We start from the raw sequence: 19,094 nt of genomic DNA, 5'->3' as shown, positions 1-19,094 counted from the left end.
CGGAGTCCCTATGTCCTGGAATAACCGCGTGGTGTGGTCCGAAGGCATGTTCCTGCGGCCACAGCATTTCCAGCAGCACGACCGCTACCTGGAAACCCTGGTGGATGGCCGCTGCCGCTCGCTCCTGGCGGGCGGCTGGGGCTTTTCCGAGCTGAAGCTGGACGATGCCCTGCTGACCCAGGGCAAGCTGGCCATCGTCAGCGCCCGCGGCGTGCTGCCGGATGGTACGCCGTTCAACATCCCCGCCGACGATCCGGCGCCGGCGCCGCTGAATGTCGAGGAAAGCCTGCGTGATGGCATCGTCTACCTCGGCCTGCCGCTGAAGCGGGTCGGCACCCGCGACACGGTAGAGGAGGGCGAGGCCCTCGGCGGCGCCCGCTACGTCAGCCAGGTGCAGGAAGTGCGCGACGACAATGCCGCCTTCGAGAGCCGCGCGCCAGTGGCCCTGGGCAGCCAGGCGTTCCGCCTGCTGACCGAGCGCGACGGCCTCGGCGAATACGCCGCGGTGGGCGTCGCGCGGGTCCGCGAGAAGCGCGCGGACCAGGCCCTGAGCCTGGACGAGGACTACCTGCCGCCGGTACTCGACATTGCCGCCGCGCCGCCCCTGGCGTCCTTCGCCAAGGAGCTGCTGGGCCTGCTCCACCAGCGCGGCGAAGCCCTCGCCGGGCGGGTGGTGGCCTCAAGCGCCGGGGGCGCCTCGGAAATCGCCGACTTCCTGCTGCTGCAACTGGTCAACCGCGCCGAGGCCCTCACCGGTCACCTGTCCCGCGTGCGCCCGCTGCACCCGCAGGAGCTGTACCGCGAACTGGTGGCCCTGGCCGGCGAGTTCTGCACCTTCACCGCCAGCCAGCGGCGTCCCGAGGAGTACCCGGTGTACAACCACGACGACCTGGCCGCCAGCTTCGCCCCGGTGATGCTCGCCCTGCGCCAGGCGCTGGCGACGGTGATCGACGCCAAGGCGATCGCCATCCCGATCGTCGAGAAGGCCTACGGCGTGCACGTCGCGATGCTCAGCGACCGCAGCCTGATCGACAACGCCAGCTTCGTCCTGGTGGTGCGCGCCGACGTCCCCGGCGAGAGCCTGCGCGGGCACTTCCCGCAGCAGGCCAAGGTCGGCTCGGTGGAGCACATCCGCGACCTGGTCAACCTGCAACTGCCGGGTATCGGCCTGCTGCCGATGCCGGTGGCGCCGCGGCAGATCCCCTACCACGCCGGCTCCACCTATTTCGAACTGGACCGCGGCAGCGCGCATTGGAAGCAGCTGACGCACTCCGGCGGCTTCGCCTTCCACATCGCCGGCCAGTTCCCCGGGCTGAACCTGGCCTTCTGGGCCATTCGAGGATAAGCAACGATGCCTCCCATCGACGATCCCTTCGGCACCCCGGCCGGCGGCGGCAACGGAAGCCCGCCCGACGACCGCACCATGATCATGCCGCGTCCCGGCGGCCGCGCCCCGGAACCGGCCGGCGGCCCCCGCGGCGGCGATCCCTACACGCCGCCGCCGATGGCCAGCCTGGCGCCGCTGAGCGGCCGCGGCGACGGCCTCAACCCGCTGGAGCAGGCCGCCGGCCCACTGCTGGCGATGCTCACCCGCCTGCGCAACACCATCGCCCATCCGGCGCCGGCCAGCCTGCGCGCGCAACTGCTCGGCTACCTGCGCCAGTTCGAGGAGAAGGCACGCCAGGCCGGCGTGGCGCCGGACGAGGTGATGCTGGCGCGCTACGTGCTCTGCACCGCCCTCGACGAAGCGGTGCTCAGCACGCCGTGGGGCAGCACCAGCGACTGGGGCAAGCAGAGCCTGCTGATCACCCTGCACAACGAGGCCTGGGGTGGCGAGAAGGTCTTCCAGTTGCTCGAACACTGCCTGCAGAACCCGCACCAGCGCCTGCACCTGCTGGAGCTGCTGTACCTGTGCACCAGCCTCGGCTTCGAAGGCCGCTACCGGGTCATGCACGACGGCCGCAGCCAACTGGAGGCGCTGCGCGAGCGCACCGCGGCGGTGATCCGCAGCACCCGCGGCGAGTACGAGCACGAACTGTCGCCGCACTGGCGCGGCCTCAGCGTGATGCGCGACCGCCTTTCGCAATACCTGCCGCCGTGGGTCGGTATCGCCATCGGCCTGGCCTTGCTGCTGGCCTTGCTGTTCGGCCTGCGGATGAAGCTGGCCGCCGACGCCGAGCCGGTGTTCAAGCGCATCCACGCCATCGGCGAGATCCCGGTGCAGGCCATCGACCGCCCGGCGGTGCAGCCGCGGGTGATCGAGCGGCCACGCCTGGCGCGCTTCCTCGCCGACGACATCAAGGCCCAGCGGGTGGCGGTGGAGGACGCCGTCGACCGCTCGGTGGTGACCATCCGCGGCGACGAGCTGTTCGCCAGCGCCAGCGCCAGCGTGCGCGACGAGTTCCAGCCGCTGCTGCTGCGCATCGCCGACGCCCTGCGCAAGGTCAAGGGCCAGGTGCTGGTCACCGGCCATAGCGACAACCGGCCGATCGCCACGCTGCGCTACCCGTCCAACTGGAAACTGTCCCAGGCCCGCGCCCAGGAGGTCGCCGACCTGCTCGGCGCGACCACCGGCGACGCCGGCCGCTTCACCGCCGAAGGGCGCAGCGACACCGAGCCGGTGGCGAGCAACGCCAGCGCCGAAGGCCGCGCACGCAACCGCCGGGTGGAAATCACCGTATTCGCGGAGGGCGCGCAATGAAAGGCTTCCTCAACTTCTTCGCGCGCTGGGTGGTGCCGGTGCTCGGCCTGCTCGCCCTGAGCCTGATCATCTGGTTCCTCGGCCCGCTGCTGCGCCTGGGCAACTACGAACCGCTGGCCTCGGCGACCAGCCGCTGGGTGCTGATCGTCCTGCTGTTCCTGGTCTGGATCGGCTTCCGCGTGCTGCGCATCGTGCAGGCCCGGCGCAACGCGGCGAAGGTCATGCAGAGTCTCGCCGAGGTCAGCGCGCCGGACGCCGCCAGCGTCGCCACCGCCGAAGAGCTGGCGACCCTCAAGCAACGCATGGACGAGGCCCTGGCCCTGCTCAAGCGGGCCAAGCTGGGCGGCAGCGAGCGGCGCAACCTGTACGAGTTGCCCTGGTACGTGATCATCGGCCCGCCCGGTTCGGGCAAGACCACCGCGCTGATGAATTCCGGCCTGGACTTCCCGCTCGCCGCACAGATGGGCGCCGGGGCGATCCGCGGGGTCGGCGGCACGCGCAACTGCGACTGGTGGTTCACCGACGAAGCGGTGCTGCTGGACACCGCCGGCCGCTATACCACCCAGGACAGCCACGCCCAGGTGGACAAGGCCGCCTGGCTGGGCTTCCTCGACCTGCTCAAGACCCAGCGCAAGCGCCGCCCCATCGATGGCGCGTTCATCGCCATCAGCCTTTCCGACCTGCTGCTGGGCAGCGACGCCGAGCGCGCCGCCCATGCCCAGGCGATCCGCGCGCGCATCCAGGAGCTGTACCAGCAGCTCGGGGTGCGCTTCCCGATCTACGTGATGCTGACCAAGTTCGACCTGGTGCCGGGCTTCATGGAGTTCTTCGACAGCCTGAACCGCGAGGAACGCGCGCAGGTCTGGGGGATGACCTTCGCCCTCGACGACGGCAAGAGCGCGGAAGGCCCGCTGGCGGTGTTCGACAGCGAATTCGCCCTGCTCGAACAGCGTCTCACCGCGCGCCTGGTGGAACGCCTGCAGCAGGAGCGCGACCCGGCGCGGCGCGACCTGGTCTACGGCTTCCCGCAGCAATTCGCCGCCCTGCGCGAATGCCTCGGCGAGTTCCTCAACGGCGTGTTCAAGCCCAACCCCTACGAGGAACGCCCGCTGTTGCGCGGCCTGTACTTCACCAGCGGAACCCAGGAAGGCAGTCCGATCGACCGCCTGATCGGCAGCATGGCGCAGTCGATGAACCTCGACCGCCAGCACCTGGCGCGGCAGACCGGAACCGGGCGCAGCTACTTCATCGAGCGGCTGTTCCGCGAAGTGGCGTTCGGCGAACGCGGCCTGGTCGGCACCAACCCGAAGGTCGAGCGCCGCCGCAAATGGCTGACCATCGGCGCGCTGAGCGCCACCGCGCTGGTGGTGCTGGCGGTGACGGCGGTATGGATCGCCAGCTACCGCGCCAACCAGAGCTACATCGCCGCGGTCGACCAGCGCGTCGACCCGCTGGCGCGCGGCATCGAGTCGCTGAGCCCGGCCCAGCGCGACGTCCTGGCCGTACTGCCACAGCTCAACGCGGTGCAGAATCTCGCCGGCGACGCGCCGAGCTGGGCCGAAGGCTACGGGCTGTACCAGGGCGACATGCTCGGCGAGGAGTCCGCCAGCGTCTACCGCAAGCTGCTGATCGCGGTGTTCGCCCCGCGCCTGGTGACCCGCATCGAGGAACAGTTGCGCTCCGGCGGCAGCAGCGATTTCCTCTACGAGGGCCTGAAGGCCTACCTGATGCTCGGCAGCCCAGACCATTACGACGCCGACTTCATCAAGGCCTGGATCAGCCTCGACTGGGAACGCAACCTGCCGCGCGACCTCTCGCCGGAACAGCGCCAGGCGCTGCACGCGCACCTCGACGCGTTGCTCGAACGGCGGCCGCCGTCGGCGCGCCTGGACCAGGACCTGGTCGAGGACCTGCGCCGCCAGTTGCAGCAACTGCCGGTGGCGCAGCGGGTCTACGACCGGGTCAAGCGGCAGAGGCTGCCCAAGGACGTGCCCGACTTCCGCATCAGCGACGCCGCCGGCCGCGACGCGCCGCTGGTGTTCGCGCGCAAGAGCGGCAAGCCGCTCACCGACCCGCTCAGCGGCTTCTTCACCTATCGCGGCTATCGCGAGGTGTTCCTCACCGCCAGCCTCAGCCAGGCCGGCACCATCGCCGAGGAACAGTGGGTGCTCGGGCGCGACCTGAACGATGCCGGCGACGCCGCCAACCTGGCCCTCGACGTGCGTCGCCTGTACTTCCAGGACTACCTGCGGCAATGGGACGACCTGCTCGCCGACCTCACCGTGGTGCCGATCACCAACGTCACCCAGGCCGCCGACGTGCTGCGCATTCTCTCCGGGCCGACCTCGCCGTTCCGCAAGCTGCTCGAGGCGGTGGCCCGCGAGACCGACCTGCAGAAGGGCGACCGGCTGGTCGCCGCGCAAGTGAAGAAGGCCGCCGACGGCACCGTGGACAAGCTCAAGCAGCGCCTCGGCTCGCTGGTCGGCCAGGAGGAGGAGGAAGGCGCCCGCGAACAGCCGCAGCAGGCCGACAGCGACCCGATCAGCGCCCACTTCGCCGAACTCAACAGCCTGGTCAGCAAGGGCGAGGGCGGCAACGAGCCGGCGCCGATCGACAGCCTGCTGGAGGACATGAACGCGCTCTACGTACAGGTCAGCGCCATGGCCGGAGCCAGCGGCGACTCGCTGCTCGGCGACGCCAAGAACCAGGTGGCCGCCGCCGCCTCGCGCGTGGCCCTCAGCGCCGAGCGCCAGCCGCCGGTGGTCCAGGGCCTGGTGAAGAACGTGGTCAACTCCACCACCAGCAGCATGATGGGCAGCGTGCGCAACCAGCTCAACGCGGCCTGGATAAGCGATGTGGTCAGCGTCTACCGGCAGTCCCTGGCCGGGCGCTACCCGATCGCCGCCGGCAGCTCGCGCGACGCCACCCTGGAAGACTTCGGCCACTTCTTCGGTGCCGGCGGGGTGATGGACAGCTACTTCCGCCAGTACCTGCAACCCTACGTCGACACCTCCGCCAGCACCTGGCGCTGGCAGCCCGGCGCGGCGCAGAAGCTCGGCATCAACCCCGGCGTGCTGCACACCTTCCAGCGCGCGGCGGCGATCCGCGACGCCTTCTTCCGCTCCGGCGGCATGCAGCCGGCGGTGCGCTTCGAACTCAAGCCGGTGACCATGGACGCGGCGATCAGCCAGTTCATCCTCGACCTCGACGGCCAGCAGCTGACCTACGACCACGGCCCCGCCCGCCCGGTGGCGATGCAGTGGCCGAGCGCCAACGGCCTCGGCGTGGTCCGCCTGACGGTGACGCCGCCGCCCAGCAGCGGCCGTTCCGGCCTGACCCTGGAGGGCCCCTGGGCCTGGTTCCGCCTGCTCGACCAGTCGGACCTGGAACGCGGCAACTCGCCGGACCGCTTCACCCTGCGGCTGCGCATCGACGGCTCCAGCATCGCCTGCGAGCTGCGCGCCAGCAGCGCCTTCAACCCCTTCAAGAGCCGGGTCGTGTCCGGCTTCAGCCTCCCGGAGCGCCTTTGAACAGCGTCGGTTTCTACGGCAAGCTGGCCGGCCGCGGCGATTTCGTCAGCCGCGGCCTGCCGAACACCTTCGTCGAACCCTGGGACGCCTGGCTGGCCAGCGGCATGCGCGCCAGCCAGGACGAACTCGGCGCGGCCTGGCTCGACGCCTACCTGACCAGCCCGCTGTGGCGCTTCGCCATCGCCCCCGGCCTGCTCGGCGGCGAAGCGGTGGCCGGGGTGGTGATGCCGAGCATCGACCGGGTCGGTCGCTATTTCCCGCTGACCGTCGCCTGCCTGCTGCCGGCGAACGCCGACCTCGGCGGGCTGGTCGGCGGCGACGACGGCTGGTTCGAGCAGGTCGAGAGCCTGCTGCTCTCCACCCTCGAACCGGAGGCCGAGGTCGAGGCCTTCGAGCAGGCGGTGGCGCAGCTCCCGGCCCCTCCCTGCGGACCACGCATCGAACAATCGCTGATCAGCGGCAACCTGCTGCGCAGCGAAGCGGTGACCCCGGCGCAGCGCCTCGCCGCGCTGGCCCAGCATGCCTGCGACGGCGCCAGCCACTGGTGGGGACGCGGCTCGGCACGGATCTCCGCCGGCCTGATGCGCTACCAGGGCCTGCCGCCGGCGCCGGCGTTCGGACGATTCCTCACCGGAGAGGGCGAGGTGATCCCGCTCTTTCCCGGCATACCCGGTTAAGGACAACTGATGGTGCCCAACTCAGTCAGCTACTACAGGTCGGCCAGCTACAGCCACGTCGGCATGGTCCGCAAGGTCAACGAAGACGCCAGTCTCGACGCCCCCGAGTCGGGACTCTGGGTGGTCGCCGACGGCATGGGCGGCCACGCCGCCGGCGACTTCGTCAGCAGCCTGATCGTCGATACCCTGCGGCGCATCCCGGCGGCCTCCTCGCTACCGGCCTACGTCGGCGCGTTGCGCACCGGCCTCGCCCAGGTCAACGAGCGGGTTCGCCAGGAGGCCGGCCTGCGTGGCGTCAGCGTGATGGGCAGCACCCTGGTACTGCTCGCCGCGCGCGGCAACCAGGCGAGCTGCCTGTGGGCCGGCGACAGCCGCCTGTACCGCCTGCGCGGCGGCGTGCTGGAAGCCATCTCGCGGGACCACAGCTACGTCCAGGAGCTGCTCGACAACGCATTGATCAGCGAGGAAGAGGCGCGCCACCATCCGCGCGCCAACGTGGTCACCCGCGCGGTCGGCGTGCACGAGCAACTGGAACTGTCGGAAGCCGCGCTGCACGTGCTGCCCGGCGACAGCTTCCTGCTCTGCAGCGACGGCCTCAACAAGACCGCCGACGACAGCGAACTGCGCGACGTGCTCAGCCACAGCGATCCCTATGCGGTGGTCCGCAGCCTGGTCCACCTGGGCCTGACCCGCGGCGCCCCGGACAACATCACGGCCCTGGTGGTCAGGGCCTTCTGAGACGGACATGGACATAGAACTTCCGGGATTCGACATCGAACGCGAGCTGGGCGAAGGCGCCATGGCCACGGTCTACCTGGCCACCCAGCGCTCGCTGCAGCGCAAGGTGGCGCTGAAGGTGATGGCCGCGGCGCTGGCCGCCGACCCGAGCTTCGCCGAACGCTTCCTGCGCGAAGGTCGGACCCTGGCGCGGCTGTCGCACCCGAACACGGTGACCATCCACGACATCGGCAACGTCGGCAGTTGCTACTACATGGCCATGGAATACCTGCCCAACGGCACGCTCAAGGAGCGCATCCAGCAGGGCCTCGATCCCGAGCAGGGCCTGGCCTACGTACGGCAGGTGGCCGCCGCGCTCGGCTACGCGCACTCCCAGGGCCTGGTGCATCGCGACGTGAAGCCGGCCAACATCCTGTTCCGCGCCGACGGCACCGCGGTGCTCTCGGACTTCGGCATCGCCAAGTCGATCGAGGACAATACCCAGTTCACCCAGGTCGGCTTCGCCGTCGGCACCCCCAGCTACATGAGCCCGGAGCAGGCCCGCGGGCAGGAGATCGACGGCCGCGCCGACCTCTACGCGCTGGGCGTGGTGCTCTACGAGATCCTCACCGGCAAGCTGCCCTACAACGGCAAGGACTCGCTCTCCACCGCCCTGGCCCACCTCACCGAGCCGCTGCCGGAACTGCCGATCGAGCAGGGCCGCTACCAGGACATCCTGCGCCAGTTGCTGGCCAAGGACCCGGCCGAGCGCTTCCCCACTGCCGGCGCGCTGATCGCCGCCCTCGACCGCCTGGCGCCGAGCGCCCTGGAAGCCACCCAGATCCGTCCGCTGGCGACGCCGCAGGACTCGCCGCGAGCGAGCAACCCGCCGCCGGCCGAACCCGCGCCCCTGCCGCCCGCCGACCTCGGCGGCCTGCAACCGGTGTCGATCCAGTTGCCGCCGGTCACGCCCAGCGCCGGCGGCGCCACGCCGCCTCCGCCTCCGCCGTCGCAAGCGGCGAAACCGCCATCGCCCCCGCCGCCTCCGTTGCCGCCGGCGAAGCCACGTGCCGGCGGCAGCCGCACGCCGTTGATCGCCGCCGCCGCGGCCGCCGTGCTCCTGGCGATCGGCGGCGGCGCCTGGTGGCTGCTGGGCTCGGACGACGCACCGAGCCCTGTCGATCCAGCGCCGCTGGGACAGACGCCGACGGACAAGCCGCAGCAGCAGACCCCGGTGGCCGATGCCGAACAGGACGGCGGCGACCGTCCGCTGCTGATGCCGGGCAAGAAGACGCTGTTCCAGCGCGTCCTGACCAAGCCCGGCGCGGCCATCTCCGCCGAGGCCGGTGGCCCGCCCCGGGCCGGCGCGGTGCCGGCCTTCTCGGTGCTCTACGTATACGCCCGCAAGCAGGTCGGCGGCAGCCCCTGGCTGCGCGTCGGCGCCTCCAGCAACGGCGAGGGCGACGGCTGGCTGCCGGCCAGCGCGGTGAGCGACTGGAAGCAGAGCCTGGTGCTGAAGTTCACCGAACGCTCCGGCCGCGCGCCGGTGATGTTCCTCAACAGCGCCGAGCAGGTCGAGCGCCTGCTCGGCGATACCCGCGCAGCGCGCGACACCCTGACCCAGGCGGTGGATCACAAGGGCGATCCGCAGGTGGTCGCGGTCGAGCCCAACGACCGGGCGATCCCCCAGGACCAGTTCTACCTGCTGCCGATCTTCGACTCGAAGGAAAGCTTCGACGCCGACGGCCAGCCGGCGCAGTTGCTGGAGGTCGCCTCGATCGACCCCGGCGGCAGCGCCGCGGCGCCCCAGGCGCCGGGCCAGGCCGGGCAGGGCGGCGCCAGCGGCGCGGCGAGCGACACCTTCCGCACCGGCATCGTCCTGGTGGTGGACACCTCGGTGTCGATGCAGCCCTACATCGACCGCGTGCGCGAGGTGATCGACGGCCTGCAGCGGCAGATCGGCGAGCGCGGCGACCTGGACAAGGTCAGCTTCGGCCTGGTCGGTTTCCGCAACAACACCGACAAGACCCCCGGCCTGGAATACGTCAGCAAGACCCTGGTGCCGCTGCAACCGGGCAACGACGCGCAGCGCTTCGCCGAGTTGAGCAGCCAGGTGCGCGCCACCGACGTCTCCAGCCACTCGTTCAACGAAGACGCCTTCGCCGGGATCATGCAGGCGGTCGACGAAATGGACTGGTCGCCCTACGCCGGGCGCGTGGTGCTGCTGGTCACCGACGCCGGCGCGCTGCGCAAGAACGACCCGCTCGGGCGCACCCAGATGAACGAGGCCGAGGTCCGCCAGGCGGCGCTGCGCAAGGGCGTGAAGATCTATGCCCTGCACCTGCGCACCCCGGCCGGGAAGAACAACCACGGCTACGCCGAGCAGCAGTACCGCAGCCTCACCGCCGACGCCAACCCGAAGATCGCCGACCTCTACATCCCGGTGGCCGGCGGCGAGGTGAACGCCTTCGGCAACACGGTGAAGGAGATCGGCACGGTGTTCGCCGACCTGGTCCACGACGCCGGCAACCGCAAGCCGCAGGCGCCGCGCTTCGACGCCGCGCCAAGCGTGGCGAGCAAGTCGGCGGCCATCGGCTACGCCATGCAGATGGAATTCCTCGGTCGCCGCGACCCGGTGCGCGCGCCGCAGGTCGTCACCGCCTGGACCGCCGACCGTGACCTGACCAACCCGGCGCTGCCGGCGTTCCAGGTCTGCGTGCTGCTGAGCAAGCTGCAACTCAACGAACTGCAACAGTCGCTGAAACTGATCGTCGACGCGGCCAAGCGTACCCAGACCTCGCCCAAGGACTTCTTCCAGGAAATCGCCAGCGCCAGCGCCTACATGAGCCGCGACCCGGCGCAACTGGTGAAGGGCAGCAACCTGGCGCAGAGCGGCGTGCTCGGCGAATACCTGGAAGGCCTGCCGTACCGCAGCAAGTCGCTGAACATGACCCAGGACCTCTGGCTGTCGCTGAGCGTCGCCGAACAGCAGGACTTCATCGACGAACTGGAGTCGAAGATCCGCCTCTACGAAACCTTCCACAACGACGTCGCCAACTGGGTCCGGTTCGGCGACGCCGACGCCGGCGACGCGCTGTACCGCGTGCCGCTGTCGACGCTGCCATGATCCTGCGCCTGCACGAGGTCGCCCGCAGCCACGGCGCCGGTCGCCAGCGCTACCGCCTGCGGGTGCCGGCGCTGGAATTGCGCGCGGGTCGCCAGCTGGCCATCGTCGGCCCCAGCGGCTGCGGCAAGAGCACCCTGCTCGACCTGCTGGCGCTGGCCCTGGCGCCGGACCCGGGCGGGCGCTTCGAATTCCTCGCCGGGGAACGCCCGCAGGACATCGCCGCGCTCTGGCGCGACGGCCGCCAGGACCGCTTGGCGGCGCTGCGCCGGCAGCACTGCGGCTACGTGCTGCAAAGCGGCGGGTTGCTCGAGTTCCTCGATGTGCGGCGCAACATCGGCCTGCCCTGCGCGTTGCTCGGCGCCCCGTCCGCCGAGCGCGTGCAGGCGCTGGCCGAGCGGCTGGAAATCGGCGACCAGCTGGACAAGAAACCGGCGGCGCTGTCGGTCGGCCAGCGCCAGCGGGTCGCCATCGCCCGCGCCCTGGCGCATGCGCCGCGCCTGTTGCTGGCCGACGAGCCGACCGCGGCGCTCGACCCGCTGAACGCCGAACGGGTGATGCGCCTGCTGGTGGAGCAGGCCCGCGAGCGCGGCGCCTGCACCGTGGTCGCCACCCACGACGAGCGCCTGGCTCGCGCCGCCGGCCTGGAAGTCCTGGCCATCCGCTGGCAACGCGAGGCCGACGACAGCGTCGGCGCCTGCCTCGAGGAAGTTGGCTGATGCGCGCCGGCCTGCTGCTCTCGCTGGCCTGGGCCGACTACCGCGGCGAGGCGCGCCTGTCGCTCTGCGCGATCTTCGCCCTGGCGGCGGTGATCACCCCGCTGCTGGTGCTGTTCGGCCTCAAGTACGGCCTGGTCAGCACCCTCACCGAGCGGCTGGAGCGCGCGCCTTCGGTGCGCGAGATCATTCCGGTCGGCGGCGCCCGCTACCGTGCCGAGGACATCGCCGCCCTGGCCGCACGCGCGGACGTCGCCTTCGCCGTGCCGCGCACCCGGCAGATCGCCGCCACCGCCGACCTCAGCGGCGGCGGCGAGACCGCCCTGAGCGTCGAGATGATTCCCAGCGCCGCCGGCGACCCGCTGCTGGCCGGCCTGCCGCAACCCGACCGGCCGACCCGCGTGGTGCTCAGCCACGGCGCCGCGGAAAAACTCGGCGCCCAGCCTGGCGAGCGCATCGTCGCGCGCATCGGCCGGCGCATGGATGGCCAGGCACAGAGCCAGCGCCTGGAGCTGGATGTGCTCGCGGTGCTGCCGCAGGAGCGTTTCGCCCGCGACGCGCTGTTCGCCCCGCTGGCCCTGCTGGAAGCCGCCGAGGACTATCGCGACGGTCGCGCGGTGGCCGCCTACGGCTGGCCGGGGAAGGCCGGCGAGACCCCGCGCGCACGCATCTACCCGGGCTTCCGCCTGTACGCCCGAGACCTCGATGCGGTGGAAGGGCTGCGCCGGCACTTCGTCGCGAGTGGCGTGGAAGTCGCCACCCAGGCCGAGGCCATCGCCCAGGTGCGCAGCCTCAGCCGCAACCTCGGCCTGGTGTTCTGGATCGTCGCCGCGCTGGCCATCGGCGGTGCCTTCGCCGCCATCGCCGCCAGCAGCCTGGCCGCCGTCGAACGCAAGCGCCGCGCCCTGGCGGTGCTGCGTCTGCTGGGCTTCCCGACCGCCGCGCTGGTCGGCTTCGTCATGCTCCTGGCGCTGTTCAGCGCCGTCTTCGGCCTGTTCCTCGCCGGGCTGCTGTACGCCGCCACGGCCGGCGCGCTGAACCACCTGTTCGACAACCAGAGCGGCGAGTTCGTCTGCCGCCTGCTGCCCAGCCACTACCTGACGGCGCTGCTCGCCACGCTGCTGTGCAGCGTCCTGGCCGCCGCCAGCGGCGGCTGGCGCGCGGCGCGGATCGAAGCCGCAGAGGGATTACGCGATGTTTGAGAAAGCCATTCTTCCGCTCGCACTCGGCGCCTGCCTGGCATTTGCCGCGCCGGCCTGGGCCGAAGGCGACTCGCCGGACAATCCCAAGCCGCTGGCCGACGACGTCGCCCTGCCGCTGCCGTGTGGCGGCGAGATGGTCTTCCGGCATGTCTACGTACTCGCCGAAGGCGCCCTCGACGATCGCGAGGTCAACCTCGGCTACGCCTTCAACGAAGGCGAGGCGGGCTACCAGCAGTCGTTCATCTCCGGCTACCGGCGCGACTACGTGAACGGCCAGTTCAGCCTCGCCGACCTGGCACCGGCCTGGCAGCAGAAGCTCTCCGCCAGCCTGCCGAAGCCTGCCGCCGGCACCCCGCTGAAGCCGATGCTGTACTTCATCGGCAAGTACGAGGTGACCGCCCGCCAGTACGCCGCGGTGATGAGCCAGGCGGCCGCGCTCTCCGGCCAGGGCGAGGCGCCGGCCTGCGACGTGCCGGACGGGATGGCCGCGCGGCTGCCCAAGGTCAACCTCTCGCGCTTCGACGCCGAACGCTTCGGCGCGGTGTACAGCGCCTGGCTGCTGAAGAACCACCCGGAACTGCTGCCGGTCAGCGGCCGCGGCAAGAATCCCGAGGACGGCGGCATCGGCTTCGTCCGCCTGCCCACCGAGGTCGAGTGGGAGTTCGCCGCGCGCGGCGGCCAGGCGGTAAGCCGCCAGGAACTGGAAGGCCGGCTGTTCCCGCGCAAGGTCGAGGGCAGCGACCAGGAAGGCCCGCTGGGCGACTGGGCGGTGTACAACCAGGTCGCCGGCGGCACCGGGCAGGCCGCGCGACTGTTGCCGGTAGGGATGAAGCGGCCGAACCCGCTGGGCCTGTTCGACGTGATCGGCAATGCCGCGGAGATGGTCCAGGAGTCCTTCCAACTGGTCCACGCCGGTCGCCGGCAGGGCACATATGGCGGTTTCGTGGTGAAGGGCGGGAACTATCTCGAAGGCGAGATGACTCTATTCACCGGGATGCGCCGCGAATACCCGCTGTTCGCCGCCGACGGCAGCGAACAGCGCAACGAGACCACCGGTTTCCGTGTCGCCATCGGCGCGCTGTCCGCGCCGCGCTCGCGCTATCCCGAGCTGTTCGCCCAATGGCAGAAGGAAGGCCGACTAGCGGCATTGACCGATGCCATCGATGACGCTCAAGATCCCACCAAGCAATTGGACGGAATCATTGCCGCCACCCGCGACCCGCAGATGCAGGCGCAGTTGGCCCAGATAAACGAGGAACTCAAGCGTAACGTTTCGTTGATCGCCCGGCAGCGCGAAGAGGCCGCCGGAAACCTGATACAGTCGGCGGCACTGGTCGCCGAGACGATCAACAACTACAACATACGCCTGACCAACCTCAAGAAGGACAGGGAGAAAGCCGTGGCAGCCAGGGATCAGGCGACCGCCCAGCTCTATGCCGGCGCCATCGCCAACGGGCGCAGCGCCCTCGATGGCGCATTGGCCATCTACATCGACAACCTCGCCACCGGCACCCGTTACACCGACGCGGTGATCCAGGCGCAGTTCCAGCGCATCCAGGAAGAACTCAATCGCAACCCGGTTCTGGGCAAGAGCCTGGTCAAGCGCGCGACCCTGTTCGTCAAACACGTCGGAGATTATCGCCAGCAGCACCGGGCCGAGCCGGAGGCGGTATTGAAGGAATTGCTCGCGTCCAGCGGGCGTTGAAGGAGTTCCGTCCGGCCCCTCTCGGCAGCCGGGCGGTTCATCAAACCAGGAGTGAGATGCAATGAGCCAACCCAGCGAAAACCGTTTGATCACCTCGGCGCGCTACGCGCTCTGCCTGTTGACCGCCAGCGGCGTGCTGCTCAGCGGCTGCGCCAGCAGCGGCGTCGGCTCGGTCGCCCAGACCACCCGCGCGGAATACTACCCGTCCTGCTACGAGCCGGTGTCGCACCTGCGCAGCACCGATAACGCAGTGCGCAATTCGGCCATCACCGGCGCCATTACCGGCGGCCTCCTGGGCGGCCTGGCCGGCGGCCTGGCCAGCGACGAGAACCGCGGCCGCAATGCCGCCCTCGCTGCCGCAGGCGGCGCCCTGGCCGGCGGCGCGGCGGGCTACTACATGGAGAAGCAGAAGCAGATCAGCGATGACCGCGCGCGCATCGGCTCCTACGGTACCGACGTCGACCGCAGCACCGTCGAGATCAACCGTAGCGTGGCCTACGCCAAGTCGGCGCAAAGCTGCTACCAGAGCCAGTTCAAGGCTCTGCTCGACGGTCGCAAGAACAAGTCGATCAACGAAGCCGAAGGGCGCAAGCGCCTGGCCGAGATCGTCAGCGGCCTGCAGGAGACCAACGCCTTGCTGGTCGCCGCCAACGGCCGTGCCGGCGAGAACATCAGCAACTACACCCAGGCCTACGAGAAAGACCTGCAGCAGGTCGGCGTACCGCGCGCCGAGGTGACCAAGGTCGCCGAGGCCGAGAACCGCGCCAGCACTACGAAAGGCGGCAGCAAGCCCAAGACCGGCAGCAATCCCAAGGTGCCGAAGGAAGCGGTCGCCACCGAGCAGACCATCCGCAAGGCCCAGGACGCGCAAAGCGAAGGCAACAAGGTGGCCTCCCAGGGCCAGGGCATGATCCGGGAAGTCTGCAACAGCCCGGACATGGGCGACTGGGCGCCGCCGAGCTGCGCCAAGGCCTGATCGGCCTCGTTACCGGCACGAACGCGACGGCGACCTTCGGGTCGCCGTTTCGTTGAGGGGGCTGGCGCGCTGACCCGACCGGCCTGAAGGTCGAGCGTTCGCCGGGACGGCTGCTTCCGACGTTTCCGGCTTCCCGGCGGCAGCGGTTCTTCTCGCAGGGCGGATATCGCCACCGGCACGCTCCGCCGCTACTCCGCCCTATACGAAATGCTGCACCGCGGGGAAAACGCTAGAACAACGCCATCTGCGCCCCCGGCACGGCGAACCGGCTGCAATCCAGCCCGAAGCCCTCGCGGCGGTCCAGCCCGAGGCGCTTCATCGCCACCGCGAAACGCTGCGCCAGCAGGTCGGCGAACGGTCCCTGGCCACGAAAGCGGTGGCCGAAGCGGCTGTCGTAGACCTCGCCGCCACGGCATTGGCGGACCAGGCTCATCACATGCTCGGCGCGTTGCGGGTAGTGCGCCGCCAGCCATTCCTCGAACAGCGGGCCGACTTCGCGCGGCAGGCGCAGGAGCATGTACGCGGCGCTGCGCGCGCCGGCGTCCCGCGCCGCCTGGAGCAGGCGCTCCAGCTCCATGTCGTTGACCATCGGGATCATCGGCGAGCAGAGCACGCCCACCGGGATGCCGTTGCCGCTGAGCGTGCGGATCGCCCGCAGTCGCGCCGAGGGCGCCGCCGCGCGCGGTTCGAGAATGCGCTTCAGCTCGTCGTCGAGGGTGGTCAGGCTGATCATCACCGCCACCAGGTTCTGCTCCGCCAGTTCGCGCAGCAGGTCGAGGTCGCGAAGGATCAGCGAGCCCTTGGTGACGATGGTCAGCGGGTGACGGAAGCGCAGCAGCACCTCCAGCACCTGGCGGGTCAGGCGGCGTTCGCGCTCCAGCGGCTGGTAGGGGTCGGTATTGGCGCCCAGGTTGATCGGCGCGCAGCGATAGCCGGGCTTGCTCAGTTCCTGCTCCAGCGCGCTGGCGACGTTGCTCTTGGCGATCAGCCGGGTCTCGAAATCGATCCCCGGCGAGAGGTCCCAATAGGCATGGCTGGGCCGCGCATAGCAGTAGATGCAGCCATGCTCGCAACCACGGTAGGGATTGATCGAACGATCGAAAGGGAGGTCCGGCGACTGGTTGCGGGAGATCACCGTGCGGGCGATCTCCTCGCGCACCTCGGTGAGCTGGATCGGCGGCACGTCCTGCTCCCAGCCATCGTCGAAGGCCTCGCTGTGGGTCGGGGCGAAGCGGTTGAGGGGGTTGCTAGCGGTACCGCGACCGCGCGGGGGCAGGGGAGCGCTCATGAGGGGAACCCGGCGAAATACTGTATATGGATACAGTATCGCACCGGGCCCCGGCCCACAGCCATCGCCGCCGGTCGGCGGCGAGCGGTCAGGCGTCGGGCTTCTTCTTCAGCTTGGGATTGGGGAAGAACTGCACCGACTGCACCTTCGGGTTGGCCGGCTTCGGCGCGTTCTGGTTGACCCGCGTACCCAGCTCCTTCGGGATCGACTGGCCCTGGGCGTTGAGCGTGTCGGCGTAGCCGCAGGCCACGCATTCGCGGTGCGGCACGCCGTCCTCTTCCCACATCTGGATCTTGTCCTGTTCGCTGCACGCCGGGCAGACCGCCCCGGCGATGAAGCGCTTCCTGGTGATCGCCGGGCTCATGCGGCCTCCCCGACCAGCCCGGAGTGACGCAGCAGGGCGTCGATGGACGGCTCGCGACCGCGGAAATCGACGAACAACAGCATCGGCTCGCGGGAGCCGCCGCGGGCCAGGATCGCCTCGCGGAAGGCGCGCCCGGTATCGGGGTTGAACACGCCTTCTTCCTCGAAACGCGAGAAGGCATCGGCGGACAGCACCTCGGCCCACTTGTAGCTGTAGTAACCGGCCGCGTAGCCGCCGGCGAAGATGTGCGCGAAGCTGTTGGCGAAGCGGTTGTACGCCGGCGGACGCATCACCGCCACTTCGTCGCGGATGCCCTCGAGCACCTGCAGCACGCTACGGCCGTCGCCGTGGGTGGCGTGCAGCTCGAAGTCGAAGAGGGAGAACTCCAGCTGGCGGACCATCATCATCCCGGACTGGAAGTTCTTCGCCGCCAGCATCTTCTCCAGCAGGTCCTGCGGCAGCGCCTCGCCGGTCTCGTAGTGGGCGGAGATCAGCGCCAGGCCTTCCGGTTCCCAGCACCAGTTCTCCATGAACTGGCTGGGCAGCTCGACGGCGTCCCAGGCCACCCCGTTGATCCCGGAGGCGGCGGCATGCTCGACGCGGGTCAGCAGGTGGTGCAGGCCATGGCCGAACTCGTGGAACAGGGTAGTGACCTCGTCGTGGGTCAGCAGCGCCGGCTTGCCGTTCACCGCCGGGGTGAAGTTGCACACCAGGTAGGCCACCGGGTCGATCAGCCGGCCCTGGGCGTCGCGCCGGCGGTCGCGGGCGCCGTCCATCCAGGCACCGCCGCGCTTGTTGGCGCGGGCATAGAGGTCGAAGTAGAAGCGGCCGACGTGTTCGCCGTTCTCGAGGATCTCGAACAGGCGTACGTCGGCGTGCCAGCGTTCGAAATCGTGCAGTTCGCGGATCTGGATGCCGTAGAGGCGCCCGACGATGGCGAACAGGCCGGAAAGCACCTTGTCCACCGGGAAGTAGGCACGCAGCGCCTCCTGGGACACGCTGTAGCGCGCCTCGCGGAGTTTCTCGGCGTAGTAGCCGGCGTCCCAGCTCTGCAATTCGGTGCAGCCCTGCTCGGCAGCGTAGGCGCGCAGCTGCTCCAGGTCGCGGGCGGCGAACGGCTTGCTGCGCACCGCCAGGTCGCGGAGGAAGCTGAGCACCTGGTCGCTGGACTCGGCCATCTTGGTCGCCAGCGACAGCTCGGCGTAGTTGGCGAAGCCGAGCAGGCCGGCCAGCTCCTGGCGCAGGTCGAGGATCTCTTCCATCACCGGACCGTTGTCGTTCTGCCCGGCGTTCGGGCCCTGGTCGGAGGCGCGGGTGCAGTAGGCGGCGTATACCTCTTCGCGCAGGGCGCGGTCATCGGCATAGGTCATCACTGCGTAGTAGCTGGGGAACTCCAGGCTGATCAGCCAGCCGTCCAGACCCTTGGCCTCGGCGGCCTGCTTCATCTGGGCCTTGGCCGAATCGGTCAGGCCGGCCAGCGCGGCTTCGTCGGTGACATGCTTGGTCCAGGCCTGGGTGGCGTCGAGCAGCTGGTTGGAGAAACGGCTACCCAGCTCGGACAGGCGCGACTGCACCTCGGCATAGCGCTTCTGCTTGTCCGCCGGCAAGTCGATGCCGGACAGGCGGAAGTCGCGCAGGGCGTGTTCGAGGATGGTTTTCTGGGCCACGTCGAAGCCGGCCGCCTCGGGGCTCTTCGCCAGCGCCTCGTAGGCCTCGAACAGGGCGCGGTTCTGCCCCAGCTCGGTGGAGTAGGCCGACAGCTCCGGCAGACAGGCCTCATAGGCCTCGCGCAGCTCGGCGCTGTTGCACACCGCGTTGAGGTGGCTGACCGGACTCCAGGCGGCGCCCAGACGGTCGTTGAGTTCGTCCATCGCCAGCACCAGGCCCTTCCAGGTCGGCTGCTCGCGCTGGGTTTCCAGCAGGCGGGCGATGGCGGCGCGGTTATCGGCGAGGATCCGCTCGATGGCCGGCTTCACGTGTTCCGGGCGAATGGAGGAGAAAGGCGGCAGGTCGTAGGCCTGCAGAAGGGGATTCGCGCTCACGTTGGCAACCTTGGCTAAGGAAATACCCGACCATCTTAAATACAATCGGCGG

General features: G+C 69.9%; 13 protein-coding genes. 10 read left to right on the top strand and 3 right to left on the bottom strand.

Annotation, left to right across the window (positions count from 1 at the left end):
• Window positions 1-10: 10 nt before the first annotated feature.
• The 10 genes from tssK (at window position 11) to tagQ (ending at window position 15,348) form a co-directional block, all read left to right on the top strand.
• Window positions 11-1,345, top strand: coding sequence for a type VI secretion system baseplate subunit TssK (tssK, locus tag ACM0M4_RS00580; RefSeq protein ID WP_003115052.1), 1,335 nt, complete (start codon window positions 11-13; stop codon window positions 1,343-1,345).
• A 6-nt stretch (window positions 1,346-1,351) separates the two neighbouring features.
• Entirely contained in the window at window positions 1,352-2,701 is a 1,350-nt protein-coding gene (locus ACM0M4_RS00575; protein ID WP_003118500.1) for a DotU family type VI secretion system protein, read from the top strand.
• Window positions 2,698-6,231, top strand: coding sequence for a type VI secretion system membrane subunit TssM (gene tssM, locus ACM0M4_RS00570; protein ID WP_003111851.1), 3,534 nt, complete (start codon window positions 2,698-2,700; stop codon window positions 6,229-6,231). The genes ACM0M4_RS00575 and tssM overlap by 4 nt, the downstream gene beginning before the upstream one ends.
• Entirely contained in the window at window positions 6,228-6,908 is a 681-nt protein-coding gene (gene tagF, locus ACM0M4_RS00565; RefSeq protein WP_003083642.1) for a type VI secretion system-associated protein TagF, read from the top strand. Before tssM ends, tagF begins: the two co-directional genes overlap by 4 nt.
• Window positions 6,909-6,917: 9 nt before the next feature.
• Window positions 6,918-7,646, top strand: a complete 729-nt coding sequence (pppA, locus tag ACM0M4_RS00560; protein WP_003083639.1) for a serine/threonine phosphatase PppA — start codon at window positions 6,918-6,920, stop codon at window positions 7,644-7,646.
• A gap of 7 nt (window positions 7,647-7,653) precedes the next feature.
• The gene (ppkA, locus tag ACM0M4_RS00555; protein WP_023081677.1) at window positions 7,654-10,752 is read left to right on the top strand and encodes a serine/threonine protein kinase PpkA; all 3,099 of its coding nucleotides are present in this window, start codon (window positions 7,654-7,656) and stop codon (window positions 10,750-10,752) included.
• Window positions 10,749-11,468 (top strand): type IV secretion associated ABC transporter ATP-binding protein TagT, encoded by a 720-nt coding sequence (gene tagT, locus ACM0M4_RS00550; RefSeq protein WP_003114657.1) that lies wholly within the window; start codon window positions 10,749-10,751, stop codon window positions 11,466-11,468. The genes ppkA and tagT overlap by 4 nt, the downstream gene beginning before the upstream one ends.
• Window positions 11,468-12,667, top strand: a complete 1,200-nt coding sequence (gene tagS / locus ACM0M4_RS00545; protein WP_003158496.1) for a type IV secretion associated ABC transporter permease TagS — start codon at window positions 11,468-11,470, stop codon at window positions 12,665-12,667. Before tagT ends, tagS begins: the two co-directional genes overlap by 1 nt.
• A complete protein-coding gene (gene tagR / locus ACM0M4_RS00540; protein WP_003106615.1) occupies window positions 12,660-14,372 on the top strand; it encodes a type VI secretion system-associated regulator TagR in 1,713 nt (570 codons plus the stop codon). The genes tagS and tagR overlap by 8 nt, the downstream gene beginning before the upstream one ends.
• A 61-nt stretch (window positions 14,373-14,433) precedes the next feature.
• On the top strand, window positions 14,434-15,348 hold the full coding sequence (gene tagQ / locus ACM0M4_RS00535; RefSeq protein WP_003106614.1) for a type VI secretion system-associated lipoprotein TagQ: 915 nt from the start codon (window positions 14,434-14,436) through the stop codon (window positions 15,346-15,348).
• A gap of 229 nt (window positions 15,349-15,577) precedes the next feature.
• Here tagQ and ACM0M4_RS00530 read toward each other — a convergent pair whose 3' ends face one another.
• The 3 genes from ACM0M4_RS00530 to prlC all read right to left on the bottom strand — a co-directional run bounded on the left by ACM0M4_RS00530 (window position 15,578) and on the right by prlC (window position 19,042).
• Complete coding sequence (locus tag ACM0M4_RS00530; protein ID WP_003083628.1) at window positions 15,578-16,636, bottom strand: PA0069 family radical SAM protein; 1,059 nt, start codon at window positions 16,634-16,636, stop codon at window positions 15,578-15,580.
• Window positions 16,637-16,724: 88 nt separating this feature from the next.
• The gene (locus tag ACM0M4_RS00525) at window positions 16,725-17,000 is read right to left on the bottom strand and encodes a YheV family putative zinc ribbon protein (RefSeq protein WP_003083624.1); all 276 of its coding nucleotides are present in this window, start codon (window positions 16,998-17,000) and stop codon (window positions 16,725-16,727) included.
• Window positions 16,997-19,042, bottom strand: coding sequence for an oligopeptidase A (gene prlC, locus ACM0M4_RS00520; RefSeq protein WP_003106613.1), 2,046 nt, complete (start codon window positions 19,040-19,042; stop codon window positions 16,997-16,999). The genes ACM0M4_RS00525 and prlC overlap by 4 nt, the downstream gene beginning before the upstream one ends.
• Window positions 19,043-19,094 lie beyond the last annotated feature (52 nt).

The organism is Pseudomonas sp. 18-147, from assembly GCF_051048045.1.
Lineage (GTDB): Bacteria > Pseudomonadota > Gammaproteobacteria > Pseudomonadales > Pseudomonadaceae > Pseudomonas > Pseudomonas aeruginosa.
Note: the sequence above shows the minus strand (reverse complement) of the source record. Positions and strands in the feature narration are given on the sequence as shown.